Here is a 26,640-nt window from a genome sequence, read left to right as displayed (position 1 = left end):
GCCGATTTTAATGGCGATGCAAACGGCAATGATTGCTAATATTACTGTGATTTTTGGAATGCCCTTTGATAAGGGGTTTGTTTCGGCGATGCTGTCTGCAATTAGCGGTGCTGGCGGGGTTACTGCTGTGGGTAGAAGTATTGTTACTAATTTGATCAAAATGATTCCCGGTGCTGGTACTGTTGTCGGCGGTGCTATTTCCGGTGCAACGGCGGCAACTCTCACCCTTGCCCTCGGTTTGGCTTACATTGAAGTGCTTAAAACTTATATGAAAGCTCAAATTAATGGGGAACAACTTTCTTTGCAGCAGTTGACAAAAATGTTTGTGGAATTGTATAAGGATTATGCTAGTTCGGGACGCAAAACTTTGAAGGATGATGTGCCGAAGCCGCCGCCGAATCAAATTGACATTGAGTAAATGGGGAATTGGGAATTGGGCATTGGCCAAACAGGGCATTGGGAATTGGGAATTGGCCAAACAGGGCATTGGGAATTGGGAATTGGGAATTGGGAATTGGGAATTGGGAATTGGGAATTGGGAATTGGCCAAACAGGGCATTGGCCAAACAGGGCATTGGCCAAACAGGGAATTGGCCAAACAGGGCATTGGTTAGTTTCAATTACTAATTACCCATTTTTTCTTACCAAATAACAAATAACAAATAACAAATAACAACTAACAATTAACAATTAACAATTCCTAAAGATTTCTATAATACAATTAGTAAATTCTGCAATAAGGAGTAAATGGTTGTGGTAATGACACCCGTTTTATCAGACAATGTTTCTCTAGAAGACTTTATAGCTAATCCCCCCGACGATATGGAATGGGTGGACGGGCAAATTGCGGAGAAAAATGGCATGACAGTAAAACACAGTCGCATCCAATCTAGACTGGATTTTTCTTGGAGAAGTTACAAGGTATCTAGCGGACAAGGTGGCGAAGTCTATACGGAAGTTCCTTGTCGCACTGACAGGCGAGTGCGTCGCCCTGATGTTGCTTATTTGACGGCTGAACTTGTTGCTGAATATGGCGATGTTCCTACTTTTCCTCAAAGTCCGCTGTTGGTTGCGGAAATTGTTTCTCCTGCTGATGTGGCGGAAGATGTTTTTCTGAAAGCACAAGAGTATTTAGATTCTGGTTGTTTGGAAGTTTGGATTGTTTTTCCTGAGAGTCGCTGGATAATGATTGTGATTCAATCTCAAAAGTTAGCTTTTAACTTGGGTTCTACCATCAGCACTCAGTTAGTTCTACCGGGTTTTAGTGTTGCTGTTGATGAGTTGTTGGGTTGATGGCAAATATTGGTTAATTAGTTATATTTAACTGCTTTCTGGCAGAGTTCGCCCGTGCTGTTTGCGATTGTTTGTGAAAAAATGCTGGAGAAAATACGGTAGCTTGCGGGGCGGGACGCGATCGCACTGCAAGTTAAGTTAATGAAAGTTATTTGCAATAAACAGTGTAGTTTTAAATTTGCACAAAATCGCCGACAGCGGTAATATATTTATTGCTTTGTTTGCAAATTTAGCGTAAATTCCGATCGAGAATTCAAACGATTAATAGAAATATGTCCAAGACTTACACTGTTGAATTGATCCACCAAGGCACTACCCATACCGTACAAGTCCCGGAAGACAAACAAATTCTGCAGGCGGCGGCCGCTGCGGGTATTGAGTTGCCGAGTTCTTGCAATGCGGGGGTTTGTACTACCTGCGCTGCCAAAATTATTGAAGGGGAAGTCGATCAAACCGATGGGATGGGCGTGAGTCCGGAACTTCAGGCGGAAGGTTATGTGTTGCTGTGCGTTGCTTATCCGAGATCGAACTTGAAGATAGAAACAGAAAAAGAAGATATTGTGTACGCTCGCCAGTTTGGCAAACCCTAGAAATAGACTAAAATTGACCTAAGTATCGATCGCGGTAAAATCATTATGGATCGCCAGATGACCACCCATTTCATTTCCGCAGAAGTTGACCTCCACGATACCGCCGAGGAACTGCACTCGGCTATTGAAATTGAACTGAAAAAGCACGGGGAACCCCTGCGCTGGGCTGTCACAGACGTGGATATCACTCGCCAAAAAGCTGTGGTAGAAGGCTACGTGCTCGTGGAAGCATCCCCCGCAGCAGCGTGAACTCCCCCCCTTTCACGGTGGTTTTGATAGTCCCCACAGGCGTTGGAGCCTCGATTGGTGGGTTTGCAGGAGATGCGCTGCCGGTGGCTAGGGCGATCGCCCAAGTTTCAGATACCCTGATTACTCACCCCAACGTCCTCAACGGCGCTCAACTGTATTGGCCGATACCTAACGCTCTCTACGTGGAAGGTTACGCCCTTGACAAGTTTGCAGCAGGGTGCTGGGGGTTGCAACCAGTACATCAAAATCGCATCGGCTTAATCCTAGATTCCGCGATCGAACCAGAGTTGCAGTTGCGGCACTTGCAAGCCGTTGACGCTGCGAGGGCCACATTAGGTTTGAACGTAAGTGATTGTATTTTGACCGATCGCCCCCTGGAAGTAGAATTGCGTATTTCAGAATCAGGGGCATCCTGGGGGACGATCGGCAATCCCGACAGTTTATTGCGCGCCGCCGAAAAATTGATCCGACAAGCAAAAGTCGAGGCGATCGCCGTTGTGGCGAGATTTCCCGACGATGAAGGTAGCATCGCCCTCGAAAACTACCGCCGCGGCAAAGGAGTTGACCCCCTCGCCGGCGCGGAAGCCCTCATCAGCCACCTGATCGTCAGAACTTTTAAAATTCCCTGCGCCCACGCCCCGGCGCTGTCTGCGCTTCCCCTCGATCCGCACCTGTCACCGCGATCGGCTGCTGAAGAAATCGGGTATACTTTTTTACCTTGCGTGCTTGCCGGCCTCAGCAAAGCTCCCCAATTTGTCGGGCCTGCTGTGGGACAGGCATCTTGCCTGTCACAGGTATTGGGCGGGCAAGATGCCCGCCCCACAACAAAGGGCGGGCAAGATGCCCGCCCCACAACAGAGAAATTCTATGCAAACAGGCGAGATTTCGAGAAACAGGGCTTGTGGGCCGATCGAGTCGATGCGGTGGTCATACCCGCCACAGCCTGCGGCGGCAGTGCTATCCTGAGTTTGAGCGGGCGATCGTCGGTACAAATTATCGCTGTGGGCGACAACAAAACCCAGATGCGGGCTACTCCAGAAAAACTCGGAATCAAAGCTTTGCAGGTAAACTCATATTTAGAGGCGATCGGCGTATTGGTCGCTTTGCGATCGGGCATCACTCCAGCTTCCTTGGGTGCAGACATCTCCTCCCTGCGCTGTTTGACTGACTCAACTCGACAAATTTCCAATCTCAAACCTCAAATTTAAAAGTGATTAAGTGGCAGAAAAAATTCCCGAAAATCCTGAAATTGAACCCTTAACGCGCACCCAAGTTTTAGTAGCAATGGGTGTAACAGCCATTATGTTGCTGGCTGTAGCTAAAGTGTGGTTGCTATTTGGATCGGTATCGCTTTTGCCAGTCAAATTGAACCTAATGGATTTGCTCGCAGGATGTGCGATCGGACTGGCAATTACAGGCGGTAGCGCGATCGTTTATCGCCTTTGGCCCGGTTATCGCCGGAGTGCTGACGTTTACTTAGAAGTAGTCCTCAAACCCCTATTTTGGCCGGATTTAATTTGGCTGGGACTGCTACCGGGACTGAGCGAAGAATTGCTATTTCGAGGCGTGATGCTTTCTGCCTTGGGAATGAATTTTACTGGTTTAATTTTATCAAGTTTTTGCTTCGGCATTCTGCACTTAGGAGGCGCGGATCAGTGGCCTTATGCTGTTTGGGCGACGGCGGTGGGATTGCTGTTAGGTTACAGTGTTTTAGTGACTGGAAATTTGTTAGTGCCAATTACGGCTCATATCTGTACAAATTTGATTTCTAGCTGTGTTTGGAAGTGGGAACACAATCTGGTGAAGCAGTAGGGCGATCGCAATTCCCAAGTGATTGAAATCGCGCCTGCGCGGAATATACCAATAAATGCCAACGTGCAAGGGGTTTTTAGATTGAACGAACCGCGAAGACGCGAAGGGCGCGAAGGAAGAGAAAGAGTTCACAGAGGTAGATGTGAAAAGGTTTTAACCGCCTAGTTTTATCTGTGTTAAGGCAGTTTGTAGCTGCTCGATCGCACGATCAATTCACCTTGACTGGGGTTGCGGCTGAAAATAAAAGCTCCTGCTTGAGTTTCGCCGCTTGACAAAAAGTCAATTTGTTGGTCGCCGGATTCCAACACTTCGCCGTTGACTCGCAGTTCTGCAATAATTTGCACTGATTCAGCCGTTTCGCCGCCCGTGTTAGTCACTGTAAACGGCACGTAAAATTGCCCTTGGGTTTCGCGAATTTGTGCATTGCGAGTGACAGAAATCACCGGAGGTTTCTGTTCTTTAGTCGCCCAGTTGTAGAGTACGAGTCCGGTGAGGCCAGAAAGGATGAAACAGGCGATCGCAAATGTCACCCATTCAGCAGGATTTCTTTTTTGTTGCTGTTCGCGATCGCTTTCTGTATCTTTTTCACTCATACCGCTAACCTCCCCGCAGCGCCACCAATTGTCGCCGGCAATCCCAATACTAACGTATAGCTCAACCACATCGACCACGGGTCGTCAAAACTGAGTTTTTGGAAGAAAAACAGCATAAATGCAGAAGCCGCCAGCGACACTAAATACGCCATCACAGTTTCGCTGAGGGGGCGCTGAAAAACCCCTTGTTGTTGTTGGCGCTTTTCTTGAGAAGTAAAGCCGGCTACAAATACAATACCGTAGGAAATTAGCAGCGAAGCGGCGATAATTGCTAATTGCCAAGGCGGCGAAATAGCTGCGGCTAGCATGGGAACTTCATCTGTCGGGGCGATGTTGAAAGCAATAATTGTAGCGCCGATTAAAGTAGCGCCGATATCTGCTACAGTTGGATTAATTGTAGGTTCGCTGTCGCTGTCTGAACTTTGATAGCGATCGCCGCTCAAGAAACCGCTTGCTAGTGCTACTCCCAAGGCAAACGGCAAGCCTTCAAAGATGATTTTCCCCAAAGTTTCTTGCAGCGGAGTCTCCAGCCTAATTTCCCTGAGCAAAAACAGGACAAAAGCGGCGCCGACAATCCCAATCGCGATCGCTTCTACGGTATCCATTGCAGCATCTCGCCAGCGGATGTTCTTAGTTTTGCGAAAACCTTCAGTACGAACCAGCAAGAAAACGGCGATAAAAGTAGTTGCAATGGCGATCGACATTTCCGCTGGTTTACTGTGCGAACCAATCCACCAAACCTCCATCGTATAAAGCAGCGGAATCCCAAACAAAAAGCCCCCCGATGCACCTCGAATGATATCGTTGAGTTCATTTGACCACTGATTTTTATGTCTTTTTGATTTTTTCATTTTTTAGTGAAAACGCACCTCAAAAAAGGCGATATTTAATTTGACATATTTCAAGTGTTATCGTAGATAGCATCTCCACTCAATTTTGTGCATAAGCTATTAAAAATTCCTCTCTTGAAATTCCCGCCTGAGTACAAATTGCTCTCAGTGTCCCTGATTTTATTTGATCGTGGTTAGGCATTACTAACGGAGTCTCCGTGCCATCCTGATTTTCTCGCACCATGACAATATGTTCGCGTTCTCTAATAATCCGAAAACCCAACAACTGAAATGTTCTGATGACTCGTCTTTTAGGGGCATCCACCGGAAACTTCGACATTAAATAGCCACCTCTGCTTCTACTAAAAAAGTCTCGATCGCAGGTGATTCGTTTTCCATTGTTTCTTTGCCAAATACTTCGATATAGCAACGAATAGCTGACTTGACATCAGCTAAGGCTTCTTCATAGGTGTCACCTTCACCAACTACGGCACCTTTGATACCAAGGGGATAGGCTACATAACCATCGGAATGTTTTTCAATGATTATTCTAAATTGTTTCATCTTCGCCTCTTGATTTTTATACTACCTTAATTCACCACAGCCGCGCGATCGCATAAGCATCAAAAATTGCATCAACACTCAAAACAGGTATCTGTTCCGCCATAGATTGGGCAATTATCAGCCTGTCAAATGGATCGCGGTGATGCAAAGGCAGTGAAGCCACAACCTCAATGTGGTCGAAAGTTATTTCCAGTATCTCAATTCTATTAACTGCGATCTGCTGCTTTATAAACTCCATAAAAGGCATACTAAAAGTTAGCCTGCCTATACTATGTTTGATCGCCATTTCCCAGACGCTAGCTGTACTGAGGAGAATATCGTTATCTCCGTTGTCAATTAGCGATCGCCCTGTTGCGGTGAGTCTCGAACTGTCTGTCGTATACCAAATAAAGGCATGAGTGTCCAACAACAACCTCATGACCTGTACTCCTTAAACTCTTCTAGCGGTTCGTCAAAATCATCGGACATCCAAACCATTCCTTTAGCACTTCCTGCTTGTCGATTGGGTTTAGCTTGTTTGGCAATTACTACCAATTTTACAACAGGCTGGTTATCTTTACTAATGGCAACTTCTTCACCTCTCATCGCCGCTTCGATCAATTCAAGAAGTTTTTCTTTTGCCTCAAAAATGTCTACTTGATACATAATTTGTGCCTCCTTAATATCACTTTTTAACATCACCATTCTAACTCAATTCGATAAATCCTCTTCCTCCAAATCTACAGGCGCCAACTCCATATCATCTGACTGCAACTGAGCCGGAGTCGCCGGAATTGCGGCAATTATTGCATCGATTACCTTCGCTACCGGCACAATCTGCATCCCCAAATCTGGCACCGGCTGATTATTAGGAACGATCGCCCTTTTGAACCCCAACTTAGCCGCCTCCCTCAATCGCAATTCCAACTGAGAAACCGGCCGCACTTGTCCTCCCAAACCGACTTCCCCCAGCAAAACAGTGCGCGCGTCAACCACCCGATCGCGAAAACTGGCCACAACGGCGATCGCAATTGCCAAATCCGCCGCAGGTTCCTCCACCTTCAACCCGCCCACCGAAGCTACAATCGTATCTAATTTAGACAAAGGAATCCCCACCCTTTTCTCCAAAACAGCCAAAATTTGCTGCAATCTACTATTATCAACACCAGTAGTAGAGCGGCGCGGCGAACCAAAACTCGCAGGACTAACTAACGCCTGAATTTCTACTAAAATCGGTCGAGTTCCTTCGCAAGCAACCGTCGTAGAAGTACCGGGAGAAAATTCATCTTTATTACCTAAAAATAACTCCGACGGATTGTCTACTTCTCGCAAACCCTCTGCTACCATTTCAAAAACACCGATTTCGTGAGTCGCCCCAAAACGGTTTTTCATCGATCGCAAAAGCCGGTGAGAAGCAAAGCGATCGCCCTCAAAATAAAGTACAGTATCTACCAAATGTTCCAACACCCTCGGCCCCGCCAAACCTCCATCCTTAGTAACGTGACCGACAATAAATAAAGTAATATTTTCCCTCTTCGCCACCTGCATCAAAGCCGACGTACATTCCCGCACCTGAGCCACCGAACCCGGAGCCGATGTTAAACTAGCAAAATAAATAGTTTGGATGCTGTCAATCACCGCCACATTCGGTTTTAGCGATTCCAACTCCCGCAAAACTACTTCTAAATCCGTCTCGGGAAGCAAGTAGAAATTCTCCGCTGACTTGTCCTCGGAATCCGCTTTAACTTCCCCGTTGCTGCCAGATTTATTCCCGCCGTTGCTTGACAAATCAACCGGATTAGCCACACCCAAACGCTGCGATCGCAACTTCACCTGCTGGCCGGACTCCTCAGCACTCACGTACAGTATCCGATCCTTGCGCGCCAACATATTCGCCACCTGTAAAAGCAGCGTCGATTTCCCGATACCCGGTTCCCCGCCAATCAACACCAGCGAGCCCGGAACAATCCCGCCTCCCAAAACTCGATCGAGCTCCCCGTAACCAGAAGGCCAGCGAGACTGAGTTTGGTCAGCAATCTGCGATAATCTAAAAGATACTCTCGGTTGACCCTTCGACTTATCAGGAGGCGAACCGCCCACCGTCTTAGTTGTCACCCCAGTTAAACCAGCCCGCGAGCCACCAGCAGTAGGTTGTTCCAACTGCTCGTCAAAAGAATCCCACTTGTGACAGCTAGGACACCTGCCAAAATATTGTGGTGAATCGTAGCCGCATTCCCGACAAATATATTGTATTCGAGGCTTAGGCATTGTTTATGATGATAAATAGTCACCCTAACATTTAGAAAAGTCTGAGTTAAAGCAATTATCAAGCTTTCAGATCGATCGCCACCGATGATTCAACCTGTGGCTTCTATGATAGGGTTGATCAACAGTATAACGTTTGATCACAAAAGCTAACAATCACTCACCTATGCCATAGATTGAGTGAATGGCATACATACCACTCAGAAGAGCAGTCGAATTTCTGGGTTTGCATCCAAACACGTTAAGGAAGTATGCAGATGAAGGGAAAATCAAAAGCATCAAAAACGAAGCAGGACAAAGACTCTACGATGTCGAGTCCTACCAACGTGGCGCAATTGCAACTACCACTATTTGCTACTGTCGCGTCAGTTCAGCCAAACAGCGAGACGACCTTGCAAGACAAGTTGAATTTATGCGAGAACGATATCCAGCAGCCGAAATCTTCCAAGACATCGGCTCTGGACTCAACTTTAAACGGAAAGGACTGCAAGCCCTACTGGTCAGACTTATGCGCGGAGATCAGCTCCAAGTTATTGTTGCCTGTAGAGATAGGTTGTGCCGATTCGGCTTTGAATTATTCGAATTTATGGTCAAGCAAAACGATGGAGAAATCTTGGTTTTCTCAAATCCTGTACACTGTCGACAGACCGAACTCACAGCGGATCTTCTTGCCATCCTTCACGTCTTTAGTTGCAGAATGCACGGTCTCAGAAGTTACAGCCAGAAAATCAAGGAAGATCCGAATATTCCCAAATCCTGAGCAAAAAGCTCTTCTGAAAAGATGGTTTGGTGTTTCCAGGTTTGTATTTAATAAAACGATTAAATACTTACAGGAACCGGAAACCAAAGCTAATTGGCTGGCAATCAAGACAGGTCTTCTCAACTCACTACCTGATTGGGCATCAACAGTTCCATTTCAGATCAAATCAATTGCTATAAAAGATGCCTGTCAAGCGGTCAAAAAAGCCAAGGCAGATTTCCAAAAAGATGGGCAAGTTCGTCGTTGCAAATTCCGCAGTCGCAAAGATACAAAGCAATCTGTTTTTATCCCCAAGACTGCCATCAAGGACTGTGGTATCTACCACACAATTTTGGGTCAATCAAAGCTGAAAGAGGCATTACCCGAAGGTTTTAGTGATGGACGGTTAACGCTTGCCTATGGTGAGTATTACCTAATCATCTCTGAAGAAGTGCAGCCACATCAGACCGACAACCAAGGTCGTGTGGTTGCCTTAGATCCTGGTGTCCGCACGTTCATGACTTTTATTTCCGAGGATTCTTATGGATATCTCGGTAACGATTCCAATCTTCAAATTCAAAAACTGTGCTTTAAGCTGGACAAACTGATTTCAAAAATGAGCAAGGCTCCTAGCGCACAGAAAAAGAAATTAAAAAAAGCTGCTGACAGGTTGAAATCTCGAATTCAACACATGGTTGAAGAGCTGCATCATAAAACTGCCAAGTTCTTGGTTGATAACTTTGATGTGATATTATTGCCGTCGTTTGAGTCGTCTCAGATGGTTAGTAAGTCACGTCGCAAGATTCGCTCTAAAACCGTGCGTCAAATGCTTACTCTGTCTCACTATCAGTTCAAGAAGCATCTCGAATGGAAAGCTTGGGAATCTGGGAAAGTAGCCCTGACAGATATTAACGAAGCTTATACATCGAAAACGGTTTCATGGACTGGGGAAATAAAGAAGATTGGCGGTTATCGTGTGATTAAAAGTGCGGACGGACGTTCTATGAACAGGGATCTAAATGGTGCTCGCGGGATTTTCCTGCGGGCATCGGTTGATACGCCTTGGTTAAGAGAACACCTTAACTTATGTATTTGTTAGCGAACGTTAGCAAAAAAGTATCGGTACAAAAAATTAACATTATCTGAAATGTAACTTAAGGAGTGCTCGGTAAATTGGAAAACCATAAAGAAAAAATTCTGGTAGTCGATGACGAAGCCAGTATCCGGCGCATTCTGGAGACTCGCCTTTCGATGATTGGCTACGATGTCGTCACCGCTGCTGACGGCGAAGAAGCTCTCGAAACTTTTCGTAACAGCGAACCAGACTTAGTGGTTTTGGACGTGATGATGCCGAAGCTAGACGGTTACGGCGTCTGTCAGGAGTTGCGTAAAGAATCAGACGTACCCATCATTATGCTAACTGCTTTGGGAGATGTTGCCGATCGCATCACCGGTTTAGAATTAGGCGCAGACGATTACGTCGTCAAACCTTTTTCTCCCAAAGAACTAGAAGCCCGCATCCGTTCCGTGCTGCGCCGGGTTGACAAAAACGGTGCTTCCGGGATTCCCAGTTCTGGAGTCATTCAAGTCACTAATATTAGGATTGACACCAACAAGCGCCAAGTTTACAAAGGCGACGAGCGGATTCGGCTCACGGGCATGGAATTTAGCTTGTTAGAGCTGCTAGTGAGCCGTTCAGGAGAGCCTTTTTCGCGATCGGAAATTTTGCAAGAAGTTTGGGGATACACGCCAGAACGCCACGTAGACACCCGCGTAGTGGACGTTCACATCTCCCGGCTCAGGGCAAAGTTGGAAGACGACCCCAGCAATCCCGAATTAATTTTAACCGCGCGGGGAACCGGTTATTTGTTCCAGCGAATTGTTGAACCAGGGGAACTTGGGTAAAGTTATACCATTTTTCTTTCATATGTGCTATTGATGAAGTCCGAAGCCCCCCCGAAATCGCGGGGGGGTTGGGGGGGTAAAATCTAGCGCTACTTTATGAAATTAGTATTAGTTGGCACTTGACAGTTGGCAGTTGGCAGGAGTTTGCAATTTAACTGCTGCTAACTGACTAATCGAAGTCGAGTGGAATTCTTCCATCTTCCATCTTCCTTCTTCCTTCTTCTTAATGACTAAATCCGATCCAAATAAAGTTTTGCGGCAATTGCCCTTAGTTGCAGGAGGGTTAGCAGGTACGCTGCTGATGGTAAACCGCTTGCTGACAGAGCAGATTACAGACTCTCAAGCTCGATCGGACGCTTTGGGAGTAATTATCAGCGCCCTGCTGATTTTAACAGGCTTGCTGTGGCAGCAGGTGCAAGCGCGATCGCCCGATTCCGTACAGCTTACCGGCTCTGAAGGCTTCGAGTTTGCGCCGGATTTACCCGATGCCGTCAAGCTAGAATTAGCCTGGGCGTCGCGTTTGCTGTTGACAAATACCGCCACAAGGGCGATCGTCATTGTGTATCAGGGAAAAGTTTTATTGCGCCGCGGCATTTTAGGCATCAATCCCGAAGTCAAACCGGGGCCGATATTGCAGCGAGCGATCGACAAAAACAAACCAATTTATTTAGTAAAGCTCGATATTTATCCCGGCAAAATTGAATTTGACTACTTACCAGAAAATACCCAAGGAGTCATCTGTCAGCCGATCGGCAGTCAAGGCGTTTTAATCTTAGGTGCCAACGCCCCCCGCAGCTACACCAAACAAGACGAAAACTGGGTAGAAGGCATTGCCGAAAAACTCGAAAATACGATCGCTCAGCACCTAAGTTCTTAACTTTGTAGGGGCGCATTGTGCACCTTCCAATATTTAAATCAAGCTACTATGACAACTAATTTGCTTCTCAATCTGCACCGTTTACCCAACAGCTTACCTAGCGAAGGTTCTATCCGTATTGAGCTATTCAAAGGACTCGTAGTATTTCGCATTTCCACCAAAATACAGGAGCGAATAGAAACCTTAACCGCTCAAAAAACAGAATCAGCTCTCACTTCAGAAGAACAAACAGAACTAAATCAATATCAAGAATTGGTTGATTATCTAAATTTGGTTAACCAAACTATAAAAAAATCTTTTTTGTATCCTCTACACGGTACTGTCAAGCGCTATGATGAGCCCTTTGAACCTGCTGCACCCTCAGAAGATTGGGAAGTGCTGCAATGATTGTACTGGATACTCATACATCGTATTCCAGGTTTATGAAGTACGCACTCCTAACCGGGTTTCTTGTGCGCTTCTCGCCGGATAACTGATTCTGTTCTGTGAAACCCGGTTTCTCGCTCTCTACATCTGCATGGAATATGCTGTATAAGTTCGCAAGGTGCGCGTCGGCGCACCTTACATCTAACTCAAAACTCAAAACTACTACCGAGCCCAATCAGTACCGCGCCAGATTGTGAAAAACAACACACTAGAAATCAGCGCGCCCAGCAGCCACTTCACAGCATTTTTAAATAACCCCGTGCGCTGACTAGCCTGCACCGCAGCGGTTTGCGTCTGCAACCGTTCCTTAGCCGGAGTAATTCTTGAAAGAATTTGGCTTTTTAATTCCTGCGGGTTTTGCGTATCCGCTGGTACCCCCAAACGGGTAAGTTCCCCCGCCAAATTCCTTAAATCTTCAGGAGTGCCCTTGTTCAGCCGTTCTTCCACTTGCTGCAACTGAGCTAATTGTTGATCTGCTTGAGTAGTAATTTGCTTGTTGTTTTGGTTGTTGACGTAGATAGTACCAAAAATTCCCAAAGGCAACATCAACAGAAAAACCAGCGCCAGCAGCAGACAAAGCCAAGACAAAACCTTTAAAAAAGGGTCTTCCAAACGCCTGCGATCGTACCCTTCTCCAAAAAATATCAGCGCCATAGCCAGCAGCGGAACTGGCACCCGTTCCACTACAGCGCCAATCGTCTGCAATTCCCAGACTCGGTTGCCGAAATTTGCTGGTATCAAAACTGCGATCGTATCTAATAAAGACAAAATTAATAAACCGTAGCCAATCCAACGCAGCCTGTAAATAGAAAAACCTTGTTCGCCTTGTATGTCATTCATAAAATCCTCACTGTTGTTGTTAACAAAAAAATCTATCTCTCCGTTCAAAACGGATACAAGCTACAGATTGAAGTCGTCGAATCTCCAAATTTTAGACCAAAGTTAGAGTTCCCAGATTCATCAAGTCGAGTAAATCTAAAATCTAAAATCTCAAACTTCTTCGCTTGCGAAGTCGAAGAATCTAAAATCGACTGACTTAAGGTTCTGGAAATCGCGGCTGCCACCACCCATGCCAAGAAATCCAAGCATTCTCTAGAATTTTTTGGGCATCTTCTGGAGTTGTTTTATCCCAAGGCACAGACATCTGAGTCCACAAACATCGCCTGTCTTGAATATTTCCCCTACCCAACAGCCAAAACAGAATGCGGTTCGGCTGCCAATCGCGAGTATTTCGATTGTATCTAAACTGTTCGGAAGTTACTGTAGCACTGCCGCGAGGATTGATACACGAACTCAAATACAGTCGATTTTGGTGTTGCAAAATTCCGTAAAACCCCGCGCCTTGAGTGCTGGCTAACGCTAGTTTACCAGGAGACGACTTGAGAATAGTATGTCCCTTCATCATACCTTCCACATCCCCAATGGTATTTACCAAATAGCGCATCTCTACTTCTAGAGGAATGCTATTTTTTTGATATTCATATTTCTTGGCAGCTTTGATTTGTGAAGTATCGGTAATTTCCAGCGGCGCGCTCTTGATTAGTTTCCACTCTGCTAAAGGCACCGATTCGGGAAAATTAAACTGGGTTACTCGACTATTGCCTGTTGATGGATAGAATGTCAACTTTCCGGCGACTAATAAAACTCCTGCCAAAGTAACAGCCAAAAGAGAAATTCTAATTGGTTTCCAAGAGGTAATGGCCATTAGCAATTTTGTTGTTTATTATTTGGCGGTTCCGATTGCAAGATTGCAAACCAGCAGAAGAGCCCGAAAATGAATACAGCAATCATCGAAAAGATTACCGACCCACTACCTTGGTGCCAGTATTTAAATGCTTCTTGTTGAGATAGCGATACCAGCACTGCCAGGAGAGCAACTCGCGCGGCATTCACAACAAATGCAATAAGTATTGCTACGATTGGGACTAGAATTTTCTGTCCCCTAGTTGTCGGAAACATCAGCAAGAAAACTAGGGATAGTCCTAACAGTTGTAGGATCGCATTCACGCCAGAACAGCCGTGATACACTTCGACGCTGCCTTTTTCTAGGACAAGAAAAACCCCTTTTCGTATAACTTCAAATCCTAGATAGTGCAGGAGGAAAGCTGAAAATTTTGCTGTTAGTTTGGCTACGTCAACGAATACTCCGATCGCTCCGGGAGGAATAACAACATAGGCAAGTATTAGCAGTTCTTGCCAATATTGTTTCAGTCCTTTTGTGCCGGAAGCTAGCAATGCCAGACTAATTCCAGATAAGAAAGGGGCAACTCTGATAAACAAGTCGTAGCCAGATATGGAGGAAGTTTTGAGCAAAATGAAAGCCATTAACGATGCCCCAAAAAAACTGGCAAAAACTCCGCTTTCAAAAGTTAGGGATTCGTGTCTTTCCCAAATCAGAAATGCTACGACTCCCCAAAACATTAACATTGTGCCGAAGAGGTCTGTGTCGTTTGTTCTGGCAGTCACAGTCAGTTGCAAGGCAATCAAGCCTGTGGCTATGCCTAACAGCCAATATTTAGGTTCTTGGATTTGTTTGATCCAGTTGATTTCTATCATTGCTGCTTTTTGTTTTTTACTAAAAGCTTATAAAATGCTCGATCGGGTAACTCTATAGAAATTATCAGCCACAAACACTGAAATTTATGCGTTTGGGATGAGTCTTAACTAAATCTTCACAATAATTGACAAGAGTGAATGTTTGTGATATTAGTTTTCATCTAATTAAATCAGAAGAATTTGTAGGGTGCGGAATTCGCACCTTACCCGAATTAGCAATTACCAATTACTGATGAGCGTAAATTTTTTGGTAGTAGGTTTGATATTCCTCCGAAAGCAGGGGTTCCCACCACTGGCGATGGGCTAAGTACCATTCTACGGTCTGCCGCAGGCCTTCTTCAACTGTTACTGAGGGAGTCCAACCTAATTCTGTTTCTATTTTGCTGGCATCGATCGCATAACGCCGATCGTGCCCGGCTCTGTCTTTGACAAACGAGATCAGTTGTTCGCAAGGACGCGCGGGCAAATCTTCGGCTAATTCGTCCATTAGCTGGCAGAGCATTTTGACTAAATCGAGATTTTTAACCTCGTTGTTGCCGCCAACATTGTAGGTTTCTCCTGGTTTGCCGCGGTGGATAACGGCATCTAAGGCGCGGCAGTGGTCGAGGACGTAGAGCCAATCTCGGACGTTTTGACCGTCGCCGTATACTGGCAGGGGTTTGCCGAGCAGCATATTGATGCACATTAATGGAATCAGCTTTTCGGGGAAGTGATAGGGGCCGTAATTGTTGGAACAGTTGGTGATGATTGTGGGGAGGCCGTAGGTGTGGAAATAGGCGCGGGCGAGGTGGTCGCTGCCGGCTTTGGAGGCGGAGTAGGGGCTGTTGGGGGAGTAGGCGGTGGTTTCGGTAAATGCTGGGTCGTCGGGGCCGAGGCTGCCGTAAACTTCGTCGGTGGAAACGTGGAGGAAGCGCATTTTTGCTTTGAGGGACGAGTTGTCTGCTGCTTCAAAGTGCTTGCGGAAGGCTTCTAGGAGTGTGAAGGTTCCGACGACGTTGGTTTGAACGAAGGCTGCCGGCCCGATAATTGACCTGTCAACGTGGGATTCTGCGGCAAAGTGGGCGACTGTGTTGATGTTTTCTTGTTTGAGCAAGCTATCGACTAGGGCTCGATCGCAAATATCCCCATGCACAAACCGAAAATTTTCTCCTCCTTCTAAGGTTGCTAGGGTTTCTCTGTTGCCGGCGTAGGTTAAAGCGTCGAGTACGATTACCCGATCGCCCGGATAGCTGCTGCACCAGTGATGCACAAAATTCGAGCCGATAAATCCAGCCCCGCCCGTCACCAACAATCGATGAGGTTCTCGCTCAATGCCTTGATTCCCGCTGTTTGTCATAAAAATAAGAGTTTTTCCAATAACTAAGCCTTTTCAAAAGTAGCCTTAAATGTAGTTTGTCATCAAGTATTGGTCGCTCTGCGATTAAATTTTCTATTGTGTCGCTTCAGATTTTCTGATTTGGGGCGCTGAAATATTGACTCAACAGACTTAAATTTCTATCTGTATTTTGAGCGCAACGCTTACATAACAAGGCTTTCATTGTTTATTTCGGCAAATTTAAAATTTTAGTTGCGATCGGGCGATCGCGGATATTTGCGATCGATCCGTGATTTGAGCCGATAGCGACTGTTGATCTATTTGTGAAGAGCTGTTACCATTTATTTTTTAAATATCCTTTACAATATTCCAGAGCACCATGAAGAAGTTTCAAGTGTTAGCTGGCATTGCTTCCGTCGCCGCGATCGCAAGCAGCATCGCCATAGGTGACGCTGCATCTGCTTTCCCCTGTTCCTACAAAAAATCAGGGGCGGCTCAATCTGGTTCTGCGACAACGCTCCTGGGTTCGGGCGGCTCCGATGGAATGAATCCGTGGAAATCCTACAAAACAGCAGCTTTGGGTTTTCTGGGTTTGGCTGGGGTTTTGGGTGGCGGTGCGGCCTACATGAGCTATCGCGCCGGCCAGCGGGCCTCTGCGGCTTGTGCTGCGATGAGCGATAATTTTGAAGTTTTTGAAGAGCCAGTTGAGCCGATCGCAGATGCAGGTGTTTCTGAATACCTGGAAGTTGGCGAACTCGATTTGGCGGCGGCGGTTGCTGTAGCTGAGACAGCAGATGCGGTTGCAGTCGTTCGCGAACACCCGGAAGCTCCCGGTGGCGAGCTAGATTTGCCTGTTTCGCCAGTTGGTCAATTGAATTAGAAAAGTGCGATCGAGCAAGTTGAAAGCGCGATCGCCCTATAGTTCTCTCAAGCCAAAGTATTCGATCGAGGAACCTCCTGTCTTACAAGATTGGAGGTTTTTTGATGGGAAATTGGGGAGCATCTGTGTTTTGATTTAACGGGCGATCTGCACTTTAGCAATCCTTGCAGGAGTCGTAAGTTTTTTACCCCACCCCAACCCTCCCCTTGTTAAGGGGAGGGAGCAAGAAATTCACAAATGATGGGAGGATTGCTATATCTCGTTTGTATCGCCGAAAGCGAGTTTTTTTAGCGCTCTTCAACAGTCAACAGTCAACACTCAACACTCAACACTCAACAGTCAACACTCAACAGTCAACACTCAACACTCAACAGTCAACAGTCAACAGTCAACAGTCAACACTCAACACTCAACAGTCAACAGTCAACACTCAACAGTCAACACTCAACACTCAACACTCAACAGTCAACAGTCAACAGTCAACAGGAGTGCAACCGGAATTGATATTACTCGATCTTTCCCCGGTTTCTGCGTAAGTTTTTTGTGCAATTAATTAACTAAAAAAAATCTCTAATAATTATTGTGGATCGGGTTAGCTTGCCTGCTGTTTGCAGCCTTTTTAATATTCGTCCAATATCGACTGTTTCAAATTAGATGACTTGCAGCGAGACTGCCGGCTGCCGGGGAAGTCGCCAGAAACAATCTCGATCTCAATCTGAGGGTAGACGGCAAGAGTTGCAATCGCCTGCTAGGGTGGGGAATATATCCCTACAAATTTTACTAAAGTATAGGTTATGAGTGCTTGGCGCGATCGATTCAATCAATTGACAGGTAAAACTAGATTAGCAGTTTGTCGCGTGTTCGTTCACCTAACAGGCGAAGAAGTTGCACCGGTTTTAGGAGTTCTCAACCGCACCGCCAGAGAGGCAATTGATGTCGATGGCGACGTAGCAGTTTTAGGAGAAGGTCTGGTAGAAATTTGCAACCAATTGTTACAGTATGACAACTACTGGCAAGCAGCCGCAAATGAAGGCGATGTTTTTTGGGATGAAGGCGAAGCGGGCGATTATGTGGATGAACTTTTTACTGATTCAGCCGATCGCTATCTCAGCGAACCCCAATACAGCACATCTGTTTACGATAAAAACTCCCCCTTGTCTTTGCCGGTAACTAGAAATGTCGTAGTGATGCTGACAGTTGCTTGTGAAGGCGAAGTTCCAGCCCTAGAAACAGACCTCGCTGATATCAGCGCGCTGAAAGTCGGTTTAAAAGCATTGATTAATTTACATTACCAGGAAAGGCTGCGAGCTGTGCAAGTTCACTTTTCTCCCGCACAGTTGGGAGACGAACTTACCAACGACCAAGTGTTGGTCAATTTTCCAGAACTAATTCCCCTTTAAAAAAAGAGTTATTAGTTATTAGTTATTGGTTGTTTGCTAGCAATGCCGGATGCCAGATGCCAAAGAAAAAAAATATTATTTATGCTGCAAAAAATGACAATTTATTTAATGACTTTAACTTTATTGTTGACGGCAACCGCCTGCGGTTCTCCTGGCCCGCAACCTCCCGAAAATTCTGCTAAGGAGAATATCAATACAGTGCGTCCTCCCGCCAACACTAACTTAGCTAAAGGGGAATATCCCGTACAGCAAGCTACCTACGATGATGGTGACGGTGAATATAGTTTGATGCTGCTGAATACTCCCTCCGGCACTCCCCCGCTTTACCGGACTAGGGATTTGCAAATGGCTCGTTTGACGGATGAAGAAATATCGGCGGGCAAGAAAAGTTATCTAAATATTGATAACAATCAAGCGAGCTTGCACTTGACAGAAGATTTTAAAATTGAGTACGTTCATAACGTTACTGAAACTGTTGCTAATCCTCAAACAGGTCAGCCGCAAACAGTGGTGGTGCGGCAGCAATCGGGCTTCTGGGCTCCGTTTGCTGGGGCCGTGGCAGGTCAGGCGATCGGCAGTTTGTTATTTAGACCGCGATATTACGTGCCGCCAGTTTATCAGCCCGGGGTAATTCTGAGAGGATATGGCGGGTACGGCAATACTTACGGCGAAGCTGTCTCGCAATATCAAACTCGCTACCAAGCCCCGCCTGCTGCGGTGAGAAACCGTCAAGTTTTAAGGACGACCGGCCGCTTGCGATCGCCCGCATACAACCAGCCAGTAAGACGGCAAGCACCGCCTAATTCCAATCGATCGACCGGTTCGGGTTACGGCGGCAGCACTTTGAAACGATCGCAGCAGCGGCGTCAAAATGAATACAAGCGGCAGCCGAGTTTTGGTAGCGGTAGGAATTCTCGTTCGCCGAGTCGGAGGCGCTCTTCCCGCAGCAGAGGGCGCTAATTAGAAGATTGCTAAAATCAGCAGCGCCCGATCGATAAAAGTTGATTTTATCTATCCTGCCGATGCCACGCCGCCGCAGTTATTGACGGTGAGAATTTGGGAATAGTTGAGCGATCGATTTGTGTCTTTACCAGACCAAAAAAATATGTGATTTAATTGCTACATTGATATGTGGTGACAATATGTCTTCTTCACAGCCCCCATCAGGGGAAAGAAACCCTCTAGGATTCGACGAATTGATTGCCATCTTGGTTGCTTTCGGCACGATGGGAACAATTTTCTTTTGGGCCACCAGCAAAAACCCCAATCAATTCGGCATGAGAAATTGGCAATTTCCAGCCGTTTTTTCAGCGCCTGCTGCTGACCCGGCGAGTCCGACATTATTAATCCCTGCGCCGTCGAGTCCCGATTTGCCTCCACCCGCGCCCGCTAAAGTTCCTGCACCCGCTACAACCCTGATTCCCTCTCCGCGGCAAACCACGGGTATTGCGCCTTTAGGGCCGATTTTACCTGCAATTCCTCCCCAGGGGGCGATCGTGGTTGTTCCCCAAACGCCAATCGCGCGGGAGACTCCCCCTCCAATCCTTACCAAACCGAAAGCCCCTAAACCAACAACAGTCGGGCCGGTTAAATTCTCCGATATTCCTGACAAATATTGGGCGCGCCCATTTATTGTCGCTTTGGTCGATCGGCAAATCTTTACTGATTTCACAGACAACAAATTTCGTCCCGATGAACCGATGACGCGAGCCGAACTAGCCCGCTTAATTGAGCGAATGTCCGACAAAGAACAGACCCGAAAACCGATTAATTTTGAAGACGTGAAAGACAAGAACCCTGCCGCGAGCGCGATCGATGGCAGCGTACAAAAAGGATTTCTCAAAGGATATCCAAACAATGAGTTCCGTCCCGCAAAAGACGTTCCCCGCGTCGAAGTCATCGTAGCGTTAGCTAGCGGTTTAAACCTGAAAAAAGAAGGGAATTCCAGCAAGATTTTACAAGTTTATACAGACAGAAAAAAAGTGCCGAAATGGGCAGTTGACAAAGTAGCAGCAGCAACAAAAGCTGGCATTGTTGTCAACCACCCCGAACCCAAACTTTTGCAGCCCAACAAAACAGCAACTCGCGCGGAAGTAGCAGCCATGATTTACCAAGCTATGGTCAAAAAAGGTAAACTACCTGCTAAATCTTCTAAATACGTTATCGAGTCCGTCAAGTCGTCCAGATAATATTTTTGGTACAGCTCCGGCTCGGCGCTCCAAAATAAGATTTAATCTAGCTAGTTTGCAGTAAGAAATTTTATTTTTTCTCCGGCATTTTCTGAGGATTTAATTCCTGACTGCGAACCAGCTAAATTAATCTTGAAACACCATAATACTGCCCGAATAGCAAGCTACCCAAACCTGATTAGTTTCAGGATCGTAAGTAATTCCGATCGGACTTGCATTAACCTTCACTGTTTGCAGCACTTTCATGTCGCTCGTCCTAACTTTGCTAACAGTATTCGAGAAATAGTTAACCACGTAAATCAGTTGACCGTCACCCGAAATCGCCATGCTGCGAGGTGCATTTCCAGTCCTAACTTTTTTCGCCACTTTACCAGTTTTTAGGTCAATCTTTGCCACATTTCCTTCACCGTTCAACGTGGAATAAAGATATTTTCCCTTGGGATCTATTGTCAAATGACGCGGCGCACTACCAATATTTCTCAGCCATTCTACCGAAAAATCTATCAGATTTACTTTCGCAATATCCGAAGAACCCATGACGGCTATATAGGCATTCTTTGAGTCAGGAGTTACCGCAATCCCCCGAGGATATGCACCCAGTTTTACCCGCTCGATTTCGAGATTTTTATTGATATCAACTACGCTCAAATCCCAACTGCACCAATTGCTGGCGAGGGCGAAGCGATTGTCTGGCGAAACAGCGTTGAATTTGGGAACAGCACCGACAGGAATTGCGTTTTCTATTTTTAAGGTTTCGGTATTGATGCGGTAGAGGAAACTTTGGTCGTGTTTGGCCGATGGAGAACATCTATCGCTCCCCGGATTGTCAAACCCTTTACCGTACATTTGATAGTTGGATACGTAGGCATATTTGCCGTCTGTTGAAAAAGCAGCTTCTACGGGAGAACCTCGATAATTGCCTTTGAATTTTGTAAAGCCGAATTTGGACAAGTTTATGGTGTCGGGAATAGTCTTGACTAATTTAAAGTTCCTGTCGTAAACTGTGATTGTGTGGCTGTACATCATGTTTTGAGCAAAAAACAAACCTGCTCCTGAATAAACTATTGATTTCGGCGAAATTTTGCCGTAAATTGTTTTTTTCAAGGTCATTTTGCCTCGCAGCTTTGCTGGAGAGTTCGCCTGTTTTTGGGAAGGTAATTCACTGGCTTTTTCGTTGAAATTGGGGGCGGAAGTTTCTGTTTTAAATGGCGGTAAAAATGGTTTTTGAAATAAAGGTTTTTGGGGCTGATTTTTAGTTGTATCTTCGAGTTGGTTGGGGTTGTCGGTGGCGGTAGGAGGTGGCGAAGACCGATCGACCTTTGACGCTGTTTTTTCTACAGGTTCGCTGTCAGCAATCGCGCCTTCCGGCTGGAGTTGCAGTGCTGACAAGGTTTGAGGGCCGACAATTCCGTCAACTTTCAGGTTGTTGTCTGTTTGGAACTTTTTCACCGCAGCCTGGGTGATGGAACCGTAAAATCCTGTTGGTTTCCTGCTAAAATATCCTGCGTCTTGCAGGGTTTTCTGGAGTTCGGCAACTTCTGGCCCTGAATCGCCTTTTTTGATGGCGAGGGCGGGATTGACTAAATTTAAAATTGTTAGAGCGATCGTCAAGAAAAGTAAAGGAGCCGGTGCCAAATTGAGGTGCGTTTTAGAATTAGTCCGTTGAAGCTGACATTGTGTACCATTTTCACGAACAGGCAAGATGCCTGTTCCACAAGAGTTCAAGTTTCTTGTGGGACGAACAGGCAAGATGCCTGTTCCACAAGAGTTCAAGTTTCTTGTGGGGCGGGCATCTTGCCCGCCCCTGAAAGCCTGATTCACAATAGTGAAAAATGTGAGTTGAAACTGAGCCGCAGGCGTTTCCCAAGTTTCAGCTAAATGCAGGTAAGCTAATCCGTCCATAGTTTTTACCAGGTATTTTGGATGCTATAGCAATCCTAAATGATTTATGGTACTACTCGCGATCGGGTTCTGCCTGGGAACCAGTTATAATACCATTTTGCAAAATAAGTGCTACATAGAACCCCCCCCAACCCCCCCTTGTTAAGGGGGGGCTAGAACTTCATATATAGCAAGTATTTATTAAATTGGTATAAATTAGTCCTGGACGCATGAGTGGTGAGAAACCGGGTTTTTTACAAAAATCCTGCATCTAGACCTTTAATTTCGATAAAAACCCGGTTTCTGTGGTATTAATGCGTAATTCCTGATAATTAAACCTAGGATAAAATCTCCGAGCAGTGTTTAATTGTGCAAGCAAGATAGGAGCGACAATGTTGAGCGAGGAACAAACAACCGCAGAACCGACAACCCAAAATTCCCCCCAGACTGTGCTGTGGAAAGGTGATGGCGGACTTTGCCAGCGGGCTTGGGTAGAAATTGATTTGGCAGCTTTAACTCACAATGTAAAACAGCTTAAAAATCTGTTATCTCCCCGCACAGAATTGATGGCAGTTGTGAAGGCGGATGCTTACGGGCACGGTGCTGTTGCAGTCAGTCAAACAGTATTGCAAGCTGGTGCTAGTTGGCTGGGTGTGGCGACGATTCCCGAAGGCATAGAATTGCGAGAAGCTGGGATAGAAGCGCCGATTTTGCTGTTGGGGGCGACTCATACTGCAGCGCAGGTAAGGGCGATCGCCCAATGGCACTTGCAGCCCACTATTTGTACTGCCAAACAAGCCCTAATTTTTTCCGAAGTTCTCGCTACTCTCGATCGCTCTTTGCCGGTTCACGCTAAGTTAGATACGGGAATGTCTCGGTTGGGTACGCCCGCGTCGGAAGCAACAGAATTTGTGCAATTAGTCAAGCGGTTGCCCAATTTAAAATTAGCTAGCATTTACTCTCACTTGGCGACAGCCGACAGTCCAGATCCCGCCGTGATGAATGTTCAGCACGATCGGTTCAAACGGGCGATCGAGCAAATTCAAACAGCAGGAATTAACCCCCCCCGGCTGCACTTGGCAAACTCTGCTGCCGCGCTTTCCGACCCCGATTTACACTACGATTTAGTGCGAGTCGGTTTGGCTACCTACGGTATTTATCCAGCTCCTCACTTGCAGCCGATCGCTTCTTTGCAGCCGGCAATGCAGGTAAAAGCCCGGATTACTCAAGTGAAAACAATTGCAGCAGGCACCGGTGTCAGTTACGGCCATCAATTTATCGCCTCGCAGCAGACACAGATTGCCGTAGTTGGCATCGGCTATGCAGATGGGATTCCGCGCAATCTTTCTAATAAAATTCAGGTTTTAGTCAGGGGCAAATTTGTGCCGCAAATCGGAGCAGTGACGATGGATCAATTAATGCTGGATGTCACCGATATTCCCGATTTAGAAGTCGGCGAAGTGGTGACGCTGTTGGGAAAAGATGGGGAAAATGAAATTACTGCTGACGGTTGGGCAGAAATTTTAGGAACTATTTCTTGGGAAATTCTCTGCGGTTTTAAACACCGATTGCCCCGCGTTGCAGTAAACTCTTAACTAGGACGATTAGACGGCGGTTGAAACCGCGTCTTGTCAAACGATGTCCGCCTGCGCGGACTGAATAAAATCATGTAAAACTTAATTTTCACCGCCTATTCTTCAACCCGCGCACCATCCGGGTTTTGTTTGTATAGGCGCGGTTTCAACCGCAGGCTTTATATAGTATAATTTCGATGTAACCAAATTTGATATTACCAATTACCAATTACCAATTAGCAATTGCCATGACATCCAGCACAATTATACTAATAGCTCAAACCTTGACGGCGCAGCTAGATACAGAAAGAATACAGGCAATGCAATTCGCCCAAGAATTCTCGAAAAAGTTCGTAGAATTGGGGTTTAAAGTTGTACCTCAACTGCTGTGGGCGATCGGCATTTTGTTAATTACGCGATTTGCGATCGGTGTGGCGGGGCGCGTGACTCGCCGAACTCTGAGCCGCACCGAGCCCACGCTGCGGAAATTCTTGGTTCAAGCTGCAGAAATTACGATTTTGGTTGTCGGAGTAGTCGCGGCTTTGAGTCAGTTGGGAATTCAAACTACTAGCGTGGTTGCGGTAGTTGGTGCGGCGGGTTTGGCGATTGGCTTGGCGTGGCAAAATACTTTGTCGCACTTTGCTGCTGGGGTAATGTTGATTAGTTTGCGGCCTTTTGAAGTGGGAGATGCGATCGAAGCTGCGGATGTGAAGGGAGTTGTCGATAGCATCGGGATTTTTTCAACTACTGTCGTGACGGACGATCGCATAAAAATTATTGTTCCGAACAACCAGCTATTTAACGGTACACTGAAAAATACCACGGCAATGGGAACGAGGCGGGTGGACTTAAAAATTGATATTGGCGATCGGCCGATCCGTCCAACGATGGCTGAGTTATTAGAAATTGCCCACTCTCACCCGCTGGTGTTGGAAAATCCGCCCCCGACTTGTTTGGTAGCCGAGATTACTCCAGATACCACTATTTTATCTCTCCGGCCTTGGTGCGCGTCGCTGGCCTACGAACAAGTGCGATCGCAAATTCAAGAACACGTCAAAGAAGCAATGAATGCCCACAAAAATCAAGAACAATAGATATCAATCTCAAATCCCAAATCTCTAACATTCCAAATCTCAAATGAGCAACTGGTATCCGCAGCAAATTTTGCAAGAACCCGGTGTCAGAATCACCCCCACCGAAAGACAAACAATTCTCAGCAAATTTCCGCCTCCCGACGAAAACAATCAAATTTATGCCGACGCAATTTTTGAAGGCGGAGGCGTGCGCGGAGTAGCGTTTTTAGGAGCACTCAGGTGCTGCAGCGATTTGGGCATTCGCTGGCGAAAATTGGCAGGCACTTCTGCTGGTGCAATTACTGCCGCAGTATTGGCAACAGATTTGTCAATGGATGACTTAGAAGAAATTTTGGGACAGCTCGATTACAGCATATTTTTAACTAAAAAAAACAGTCCTCTAATATTAAACGGCGACCCCGCAGACGACCTGCAATCTCCAGCTTGGACGCTGCTTTTCCTAACAATTAGCCGCCAGATGGGCGAATATTCTTCGCAGCCTTTCCGGCAGTGGTTGGAAGCAACGCTCGGCCGAGGTAACTTGCACAGTTTTGCTGATGTCAAACAAATCGTAAAAGACCGGGAATTAAAAGTAGTAATATCCAACCTTACTCGCGGTGAAATGTTGGTAATCCCCGATGACTTGCACCGACGCGAATCGGCGGATTCCGATGCTTTGTACGAGAAGTTGCAGCTCAAAAGTGCGGAAGATTTTAGCGTCGCTGAAGCGGTGCGGCTGTCGATGAGCATTCCCCTATTTTTTGAACCCGGAAAACTCGGAAACGACTTAATTGTCGATGGGGGAATTCTGAGCAATTTCCCGCTGTGGATTTATGACAGACAATCGGGTTCGACTCCGGTTGCACCGCGCTGGTTTACCTTTGGGTTTCGATTGGTTGATACTGGTATTGAAAATCAAATGAAGATTAACAATCCGGTGTCGATGCTGTCGGCGATGTTCACAACAATGATGAAAGCAAGAGACCGCTATCACCAGCGGGAGATGGACAAAGGCAGGGTGATTAATATTGATGTGACTGAAGCTGGGGTGACTACGACGGATTTTCACCTTGATGCCGCGAGCAAGGCTAACCTTTACCGGTTGGGCTATTTGTATACTAAGAGGTTCTTTTTGAGTTCCAACTTTAGTTGGGAAAAGCACTTGAAGGCTAGGGGCTTTGGCGAATAGGCATGGGCCAAACAGGGCATGGGGCATGGGCCAAACAGGGCATGGGGCATGGGGCATGGGAATGGGCCCGCGCAGGGGATTGGGAATAGTTGATTTTTCTTTCTTCTTCCTTCTGACTTCAATATTTGAGTCAAGCTCAATAATTCATCCGTGTATCCGTGTCAAAATCCGTGTTGTGCCCTTCTTCCTTCGAGACAGAGTAAGGGATTGAGGAATCTTTAAATTAGGGATTGCCAAGAAGAAGATGTGTGTGCTATGCTTAGTTACTGTCATCTTGGAGAGGTGGCTGAGTGGTCGAAAGCGGCAGATTGCTAATCTGTTAAGGGTGTTAACATCCTTCGAGGGTTCAAATCCCTCCCTCTCCGTTCTAGAACTTCTAGGAAAAAATTATTGTTAATCAAATTTTGGGACGGGCTAGAAGCCCATCCCACAAAATTTTCTTGTGGGATGGGCTTCTAGCC

At 46.3% G+C, this 26,640-nt stretch carries 32 protein-coding genes, 1 tRNA gene and 1 pseudogene; 22 read left to right on the top strand and 12 right to left on the bottom strand.

Features of this window, described 5'->3' with window-relative positions; translation table 11 throughout:
- The 7 genes and pseudogenes from WBA89_RS27140 to WBA89_RS27110 all read left to right on the top strand — a co-directional run.
- Nucleotides 1-418, top strand: a pseudogene (locus WBA89_RS27140) (GTP-binding protein); the annotation flags it as partial.
- On the top strand, nucleotides 405-614 hold the full coding sequence (locus WBA89_RS27135; protein ID WP_424410748.1) for a hypothetical protein: 210 nt from the start codon (nucleotides 405-407) through the stop codon (nucleotides 612-614). The pseudogene WBA89_RS27140 and the gene WBA89_RS27135, both read left to right, overlap by 14 nt.
- Nucleotides 615-759: 145 nt before the next feature.
- Complete coding sequence (locus WBA89_RS27130) at nucleotides 760-1,293, top strand: Uma2 family endonuclease (protein WP_424410747.1); 534 nt, start codon at nucleotides 760-762, stop codon at nucleotides 1,291-1,293.
- A gap of 272 nt (nucleotides 1,294-1,565) precedes the next feature.
- Entirely contained in the window at nucleotides 1,566-1,883 is a 318-nt protein-coding gene (locus tag WBA89_RS27125; protein ID WP_424410746.1) for a 2Fe-2S iron-sulfur cluster-binding protein, read from the top strand.
- Nucleotides 1,884-1,940: 57 nt separating this feature from the next.
- Nucleotides 1,941-2,132 (top strand): hypothetical protein, encoded by a 192-nt coding sequence (locus WBA89_RS27120; RefSeq protein WP_424410751.1) that lies wholly within the window; start codon nucleotides 1,941-1,943, stop codon nucleotides 2,130-2,132.
- Entirely contained in the window at nucleotides 2,129-3,340 is a 1,212-nt protein-coding gene (locus WBA89_RS27115) for a DUF3326 domain-containing protein (protein ID WP_424410745.1), read from the top strand. The genes WBA89_RS27120 and WBA89_RS27115 overlap by 4 nt, the downstream gene beginning before the upstream one ends.
- Nucleotides 3,341-3,350: 10 nt before the next feature.
- Nucleotides 3,351-3,944: a lysostaphin resistance A-like protein gene (locus WBA89_RS27110; protein WP_424410744.1), complete on the top strand. Its 594-nt coding sequence runs from the start codon at nucleotides 3,351-3,353 to the stop codon at nucleotides 3,942-3,944.
- 176 nt (nucleotides 3,945-4,120) lie between these two features.
- Here the strand turns inward: WBA89_RS27110 and WBA89_RS27105 are convergent, their stop codons facing one another.
- From WBA89_RS27105 to radA, 7 genes are all read right to left on the bottom strand, one after another.
- Entirely contained in the window at nucleotides 4,121-4,537 is a 417-nt protein-coding gene (locus WBA89_RS27105; RefSeq protein WP_424410743.1) for a TIGR02588 family protein, read from the bottom strand.
- Nucleotides 4,534-5,388, bottom strand: coding sequence for a TIGR02587 family membrane protein (locus WBA89_RS27100; RefSeq protein ID WP_424410742.1), 855 nt, complete (start codon nucleotides 5,386-5,388; stop codon nucleotides 4,534-4,536). Before WBA89_RS27100 ends, WBA89_RS27105 begins: the two co-directional genes overlap by 4 nt.
- A gap of 79 nt (nucleotides 5,389-5,467) precedes the next feature.
- On the bottom strand, nucleotides 5,468-5,707 hold the full coding sequence (locus WBA89_RS27095; protein ID WP_333422649.1) for a type II toxin-antitoxin system HicA family toxin: 240 nt from the start codon (nucleotides 5,705-5,707) through the stop codon (nucleotides 5,468-5,470).
- Nucleotides 5,707-5,931 (bottom strand): type II toxin-antitoxin system HicB family antitoxin, encoded by a 225-nt coding sequence (locus WBA89_RS27090; RefSeq protein ID WP_333177424.1) that lies wholly within the window; start codon nucleotides 5,929-5,931, stop codon nucleotides 5,707-5,709. The genes WBA89_RS27095 and WBA89_RS27090 overlap by 1 nt, the downstream gene beginning before the upstream one ends.
- Before the next feature lie 31 nt (nucleotides 5,932-5,962).
- On the bottom strand, nucleotides 5,963-6,349 hold the full coding sequence (locus tag WBA89_RS27085) for a type II toxin-antitoxin system VapC family toxin (RefSeq protein WP_424410741.1): 387 nt from the start codon (nucleotides 6,347-6,349) through the stop codon (nucleotides 5,963-5,965).
- Complete coding sequence (locus WBA89_RS27080) at nucleotides 6,346-6,576, bottom strand: type II toxin-antitoxin system Phd/YefM family antitoxin (protein WP_424410740.1); 231 nt, start codon at nucleotides 6,574-6,576, stop codon at nucleotides 6,346-6,348. Before WBA89_RS27080 ends, WBA89_RS27085 begins: the two co-directional genes overlap by 4 nt.
- A gap of 45 nt (nucleotides 6,577-6,621) precedes the next feature.
- On the bottom strand, nucleotides 6,622-8,178 hold the full coding sequence (gene radA / locus WBA89_RS27075) for a DNA repair protein RadA (protein ID WP_424410739.1): 1,557 nt from the start codon (nucleotides 8,176-8,178) through the stop codon (nucleotides 6,622-6,624).
- A gap of 181 nt (nucleotides 8,179-8,359) precedes the next feature.
- Here radA and WBA89_RS27070 point away from each other — a divergent pair, with 181 nt between their 5' ends.
- From WBA89_RS27070 to WBA89_RS27050, 5 genes are all read left to right on the top strand, one after another.
- The gene (locus WBA89_RS27070; protein ID WP_424410738.1) at nucleotides 8,360-8,935 is read left to right on the top strand and encodes an IS607 family transposase; all 576 of its coding nucleotides are present in this window, start codon (nucleotides 8,360-8,362) and stop codon (nucleotides 8,933-8,935) included.
- A complete protein-coding gene (locus WBA89_RS27065) occupies nucleotides 8,844-10,013 on the top strand; it encodes an RNA-guided endonuclease InsQ/TnpB family protein (RefSeq protein WP_424410737.1) in 1,170 nt (389 codons plus the stop codon). The genes WBA89_RS27070 and WBA89_RS27065 overlap by 92 nt, the downstream gene beginning before the upstream one ends.
- 74 nt (nucleotides 10,014-10,087) lie before the next feature.
- Nucleotides 10,088-10,819: a response regulator transcription factor RpaB gene (gene rpaB / locus WBA89_RS27060; RefSeq protein ID WP_424410750.1), complete on the top strand. Its 732-nt coding sequence runs from the start codon at nucleotides 10,088-10,090 to the stop codon at nucleotides 10,817-10,819.
- A 226-nt stretch (nucleotides 10,820-11,045) separates the two neighbouring features.
- Nucleotides 11,046-11,696 carry a cofactor assembly of complex C subunit B gene (locus WBA89_RS27055; protein ID WP_424410736.1) on the top strand — a complete coding sequence of 217 codons (651 nt, stop codon included), beginning with the start codon at nucleotides 11,046-11,048 and terminating at the stop codon, nucleotides 11,694-11,696.
- 48 nt (nucleotides 11,697-11,744) lie between these two features.
- The gene (locus WBA89_RS27050) at nucleotides 11,745-12,083 is read left to right on the top strand and encodes a hypothetical protein (RefSeq protein ID WP_424410735.1); all 339 of its coding nucleotides are present in this window, start codon (nucleotides 11,745-11,747) and stop codon (nucleotides 12,081-12,083) included.
- Between the two features lie 201 nt (nucleotides 12,084-12,284).
- Here the strand turns inward: WBA89_RS27050 and hpsJ-A are convergent, their stop codons facing one another.
- The 4 genes from hpsJ-A to rfbB form a co-directional block, all read right to left on the bottom strand.
- A complete protein-coding gene (gene hpsJ-A, locus WBA89_RS27045) occupies nucleotides 12,285-12,962 on the bottom strand; it encodes an HpsJ-like protein, cyanoexosortase A-associated (RefSeq protein WP_424410734.1) in 678 nt (225 codons plus the stop codon).
- A 196-nt stretch (nucleotides 12,963-13,158) separates the two neighbouring features.
- Nucleotides 13,159-13,827: a cyanoexosortase A system-associated protein gene (locus tag WBA89_RS27040; RefSeq protein WP_424410733.1), complete on the bottom strand. Its 669-nt coding sequence runs from the start codon at nucleotides 13,825-13,827 to the stop codon at nucleotides 13,159-13,161.
- Nucleotides 13,827-14,678 carry a cyanoexosortase A gene (gene crtA / locus WBA89_RS27035; RefSeq protein WP_424410732.1) on the bottom strand — a complete coding sequence of 284 codons (852 nt, stop codon included), beginning with the start codon at nucleotides 14,676-14,678 and terminating at the stop codon, nucleotides 13,827-13,829. The genes WBA89_RS27040 and crtA overlap by 1 nt, the downstream gene beginning before the upstream one ends.
- Before the next feature lie 226 nt (nucleotides 14,679-14,904).
- Complete coding sequence (gene rfbB / locus WBA89_RS27030) at nucleotides 14,905-16,014, bottom strand: dTDP-glucose 4,6-dehydratase (RefSeq protein ID WP_424410731.1); 1,110 nt, start codon at nucleotides 16,012-16,014, stop codon at nucleotides 14,905-14,907.
- 358 nt (nucleotides 16,015-16,372) lie between these two features.
- On the opposite strand from rfbB, the gene WBA89_RS27025 reads away from it, so the two are divergent.
- From WBA89_RS27025 to WBA89_RS27000, 6 genes are all read left to right on the top strand, one after another.
- Nucleotides 16,373-16,873, top strand: a complete 501-nt coding sequence (locus WBA89_RS27025) for a hypothetical protein (protein ID WP_424410730.1) — start codon at nucleotides 16,373-16,375, stop codon at nucleotides 16,871-16,873.
- Nucleotides 16,874-17,136: 263 nt separating this feature from the next.
- Nucleotides 17,137-17,409, top strand: coding sequence for a hypothetical protein (locus tag WBA89_RS27020; RefSeq protein ID WP_424410729.1), 273 nt, complete (start codon nucleotides 17,137-17,139; stop codon nucleotides 17,407-17,409).
- A gap of 258 nt (nucleotides 17,410-17,667) precedes the next feature.
- The gene (locus tag WBA89_RS27015; protein ID WP_424410728.1) at nucleotides 17,668-18,273 is read left to right on the top strand and encodes a DUF1517 domain-containing protein; all 606 of its coding nucleotides are present in this window, start codon (nucleotides 17,668-17,670) and stop codon (nucleotides 18,271-18,273) included.
- 81 nt (nucleotides 18,274-18,354) lie between these two features.
- A complete protein-coding gene (locus WBA89_RS27010; RefSeq protein ID WP_424410727.1) occupies nucleotides 18,355-19,233 on the top strand; it encodes a hypothetical protein in 879 nt (292 codons plus the stop codon).
- A 7-nt stretch (nucleotides 19,234-19,240) separates the two neighbouring features.
- On the top strand, nucleotides 19,241-19,339 hold the full coding sequence (locus WBA89_RS27005) for a DUF3370 family protein (protein ID WP_424410749.1): 99 nt from the start codon (nucleotides 19,241-19,243) through the stop codon (nucleotides 19,337-19,339).
- Between the two features lie 76 nt (nucleotides 19,340-19,415).
- Nucleotides 19,416-20,462, top strand: a complete 1,047-nt coding sequence (locus WBA89_RS27000; protein ID WP_424410726.1) for an S-layer homology domain-containing protein — start codon at nucleotides 19,416-19,418, stop codon at nucleotides 20,460-20,462.
- Nucleotides 20,463-20,588: 126 nt separating this feature from the next.
- Here the strand turns inward: WBA89_RS27000 and WBA89_RS26995 are convergent, their stop codons facing one another.
- On the bottom strand, nucleotides 20,589-22,364 hold the full coding sequence (locus tag WBA89_RS26995; protein ID WP_424410725.1) for a peptidoglycan-binding protein: 1,776 nt from the start codon (nucleotides 22,362-22,364) through the stop codon (nucleotides 20,589-20,591).
- A 371-nt stretch (nucleotides 22,365-22,735) separates the two neighbouring features.
- Here WBA89_RS26995 and alr point away from each other — a divergent pair, with 371 nt between their 5' ends.
- The 4 genes from alr to WBA89_RS26975 all read left to right on the top strand — a co-directional run bounded on the left by alr (nucleotide 22,736) and on the right by WBA89_RS26975 (nucleotide 26,544).
- A complete protein-coding gene (alr, locus tag WBA89_RS26990; protein ID WP_424410724.1) occupies nucleotides 22,736-23,938 on the top strand; it encodes an alanine racemase in 1,203 nt (400 codons plus the stop codon).
- A 227-nt stretch (nucleotides 23,939-24,165) separates the two neighbouring features.
- Nucleotides 24,166-25,011: a mechanosensitive ion channel family protein gene (locus WBA89_RS26985; protein ID WP_424410723.1), complete on the top strand. Its 846-nt coding sequence runs from the start codon at nucleotides 24,166-24,168 to the stop codon at nucleotides 25,009-25,011.
- 43 nt (nucleotides 25,012-25,054) lie between these two features.
- Complete coding sequence (locus WBA89_RS26980) at nucleotides 25,055-26,179, top strand: patatin-like phospholipase family protein (RefSeq protein ID WP_424410722.1); 1,125 nt, start codon at nucleotides 25,055-25,057, stop codon at nucleotides 26,177-26,179.
- A 276-nt stretch (nucleotides 26,180-26,455) separates the two neighbouring features.
- Nucleotides 26,456-26,544, top strand: a tRNA-Ser gene (locus WBA89_RS26975).
- Nucleotides 26,545-26,640: the final 96 nt, after the last annotated feature.

This window comes from Microcoleus sp. (assembly GCF_049646505.1).
GTDB lineage: Bacteria > Cyanobacteriota > Cyanobacteriia > Cyanobacteriales > Microcoleaceae > Microcoleus.
This window is presented reverse-complemented; position numbering and strand designations above follow the sequence as displayed.

Coding starts and splice junctions, on each gene's coding strand:
- WBA89_RS27130 (WP_424410747.1), top strand. CDS start 760: ATGACACCCGTTTTATCAGACAATGTTTCTCTAGAAGACTTTATAGCT.
- WBA89_RS27125 (WP_424410746.1), top strand. CDS start 1,566: ATGTCCAAGACTTACACTGTTGAATTGATCCACCAAGGCACTACCCAT.
- WBA89_RS27120 (WP_424410751.1), top strand. CDS start 1,941: ATGACCACCCATTTCATTTCCGCAGAAGTTGACCTCCACGATACCGCC.
- WBA89_RS27105 (WP_424410743.1), bottom strand. CDS start 4,537: ATGAGTGAAAAAGATACAGAAAGCGATCGCGAACAGCAACAAAAAAGA.
- WBA89_RS27100 (WP_424410742.1), bottom strand. CDS start 5,388: ATGAAAAAATCAAAAAGACATAAAAATCAGTGGTCAAATGAACTCAAC.
- WBA89_RS27095 (WP_333422649.1), bottom strand. CDS start 5,707: ATGTCGAAGTTTCCGGTGGATGCCCCTAAAAGACGAGTCATCAGAACA.
- WBA89_RS27090 (WP_333177424.1), bottom strand. CDS start 5,931: ATGAAACAATTTAGAATAATCATTGAAAAACATTCCGATGGTTATGTA.
- WBA89_RS27085 (WP_424410741.1), bottom strand. CDS start 6,349: ATGAGGTTGTTGTTGGACACTCATGCCTTTATTTGGTATACGACAGAC.
- WBA89_RS27080 (WP_424410740.1), bottom strand. CDS start 6,576: ATGTATCAAGTAGACATTTTTGAGGCAAAAGAAAAACTTCTTGAATTG.
- radA (WP_424410739.1), bottom strand. CDS start 8,178: ATGCCTAAGCCTCGAATACAATATATTTGTCGGGAATGCGGCTACGAT.
- WBA89_RS27070 (WP_424410738.1), top strand. CDS start 8,360: ATGGCATACATACCACTCAGAAGAGCAGTCGAATTTCTGGGTTTGCAT.
- WBA89_RS27055 (WP_424410736.1), top strand. CDS start 11,046: ATGACTAAATCCGATCCAAATAAAGTTTTGCGGCAATTGCCCTTAGTT.
- WBA89_RS27050 (WP_424410735.1), top strand. CDS start 11,745: ATGACAACTAATTTGCTTCTCAATCTGCACCGTTTACCCAACAGCTTA.
- hpsJ-A (WP_424410734.1), bottom strand. CDS start 12,962: ATGAATGACATACAAGGCGAACAAGGTTTTTCTATTTACAGGCTGCGT.
- WBA89_RS27040 (WP_424410733.1), bottom strand. CDS start 13,827: ATGGCCATTACCTCTTGGAAACCAATTAGAATTTCTCTTTTGGCTGTT.
- crtA (WP_424410732.1), bottom strand. CDS start 14,678: ATGATAGAAATCAACTGGATCAAACAAATCCAAGAACCTAAATATTGG.
- rfbB (WP_424410731.1), bottom strand. CDS start 16,014: ATGACAAACAGCGGGAATCAAGGCATTGAGCGAGAACCTCATCGATTG.
- WBA89_RS27025 (WP_424410730.1), top strand. CDS start 16,373: ATGAAGAAGTTTCAAGTGTTAGCTGGCATTGCTTCCGTCGCCGCGATC.
- WBA89_RS27015 (WP_424410728.1), top strand. CDS start 17,668: ATGAGTGCTTGGCGCGATCGATTCAATCAATTGACAGGTAAAACTAGA.
- WBA89_RS27010 (WP_424410727.1), top strand. CDS start 18,355: ATGCTGCAAAAAATGACAATTTATTTAATGACTTTAACTTTATTGTTG.
- WBA89_RS27000 (WP_424410726.1), top strand. CDS start 19,416: ATGTCTTCTTCACAGCCCCCATCAGGGGAAAGAAACCCTCTAGGATTC.
- WBA89_RS26995 (WP_424410725.1), bottom strand. CDS start 22,364: ATGGACGGATTAGCTTACCTGCATTTAGCTGAAACTTGGGAAACGCCT.
- alr (WP_424410724.1), top strand. CDS start 22,736: ATGTTGAGCGAGGAACAAACAACCGCAGAACCGACAACCCAAAATTCC.
- WBA89_RS26985 (WP_424410723.1), top strand. CDS start 24,166: ATGACATCCAGCACAATTATACTAATAGCTCAAACCTTGACGGCGCAG.
- WBA89_RS26980 (WP_424410722.1), top strand. CDS start 25,055: ATGAGCAACTGGTATCCGCAGCAAATTTTGCAAGAACCCGGTGTCAGA.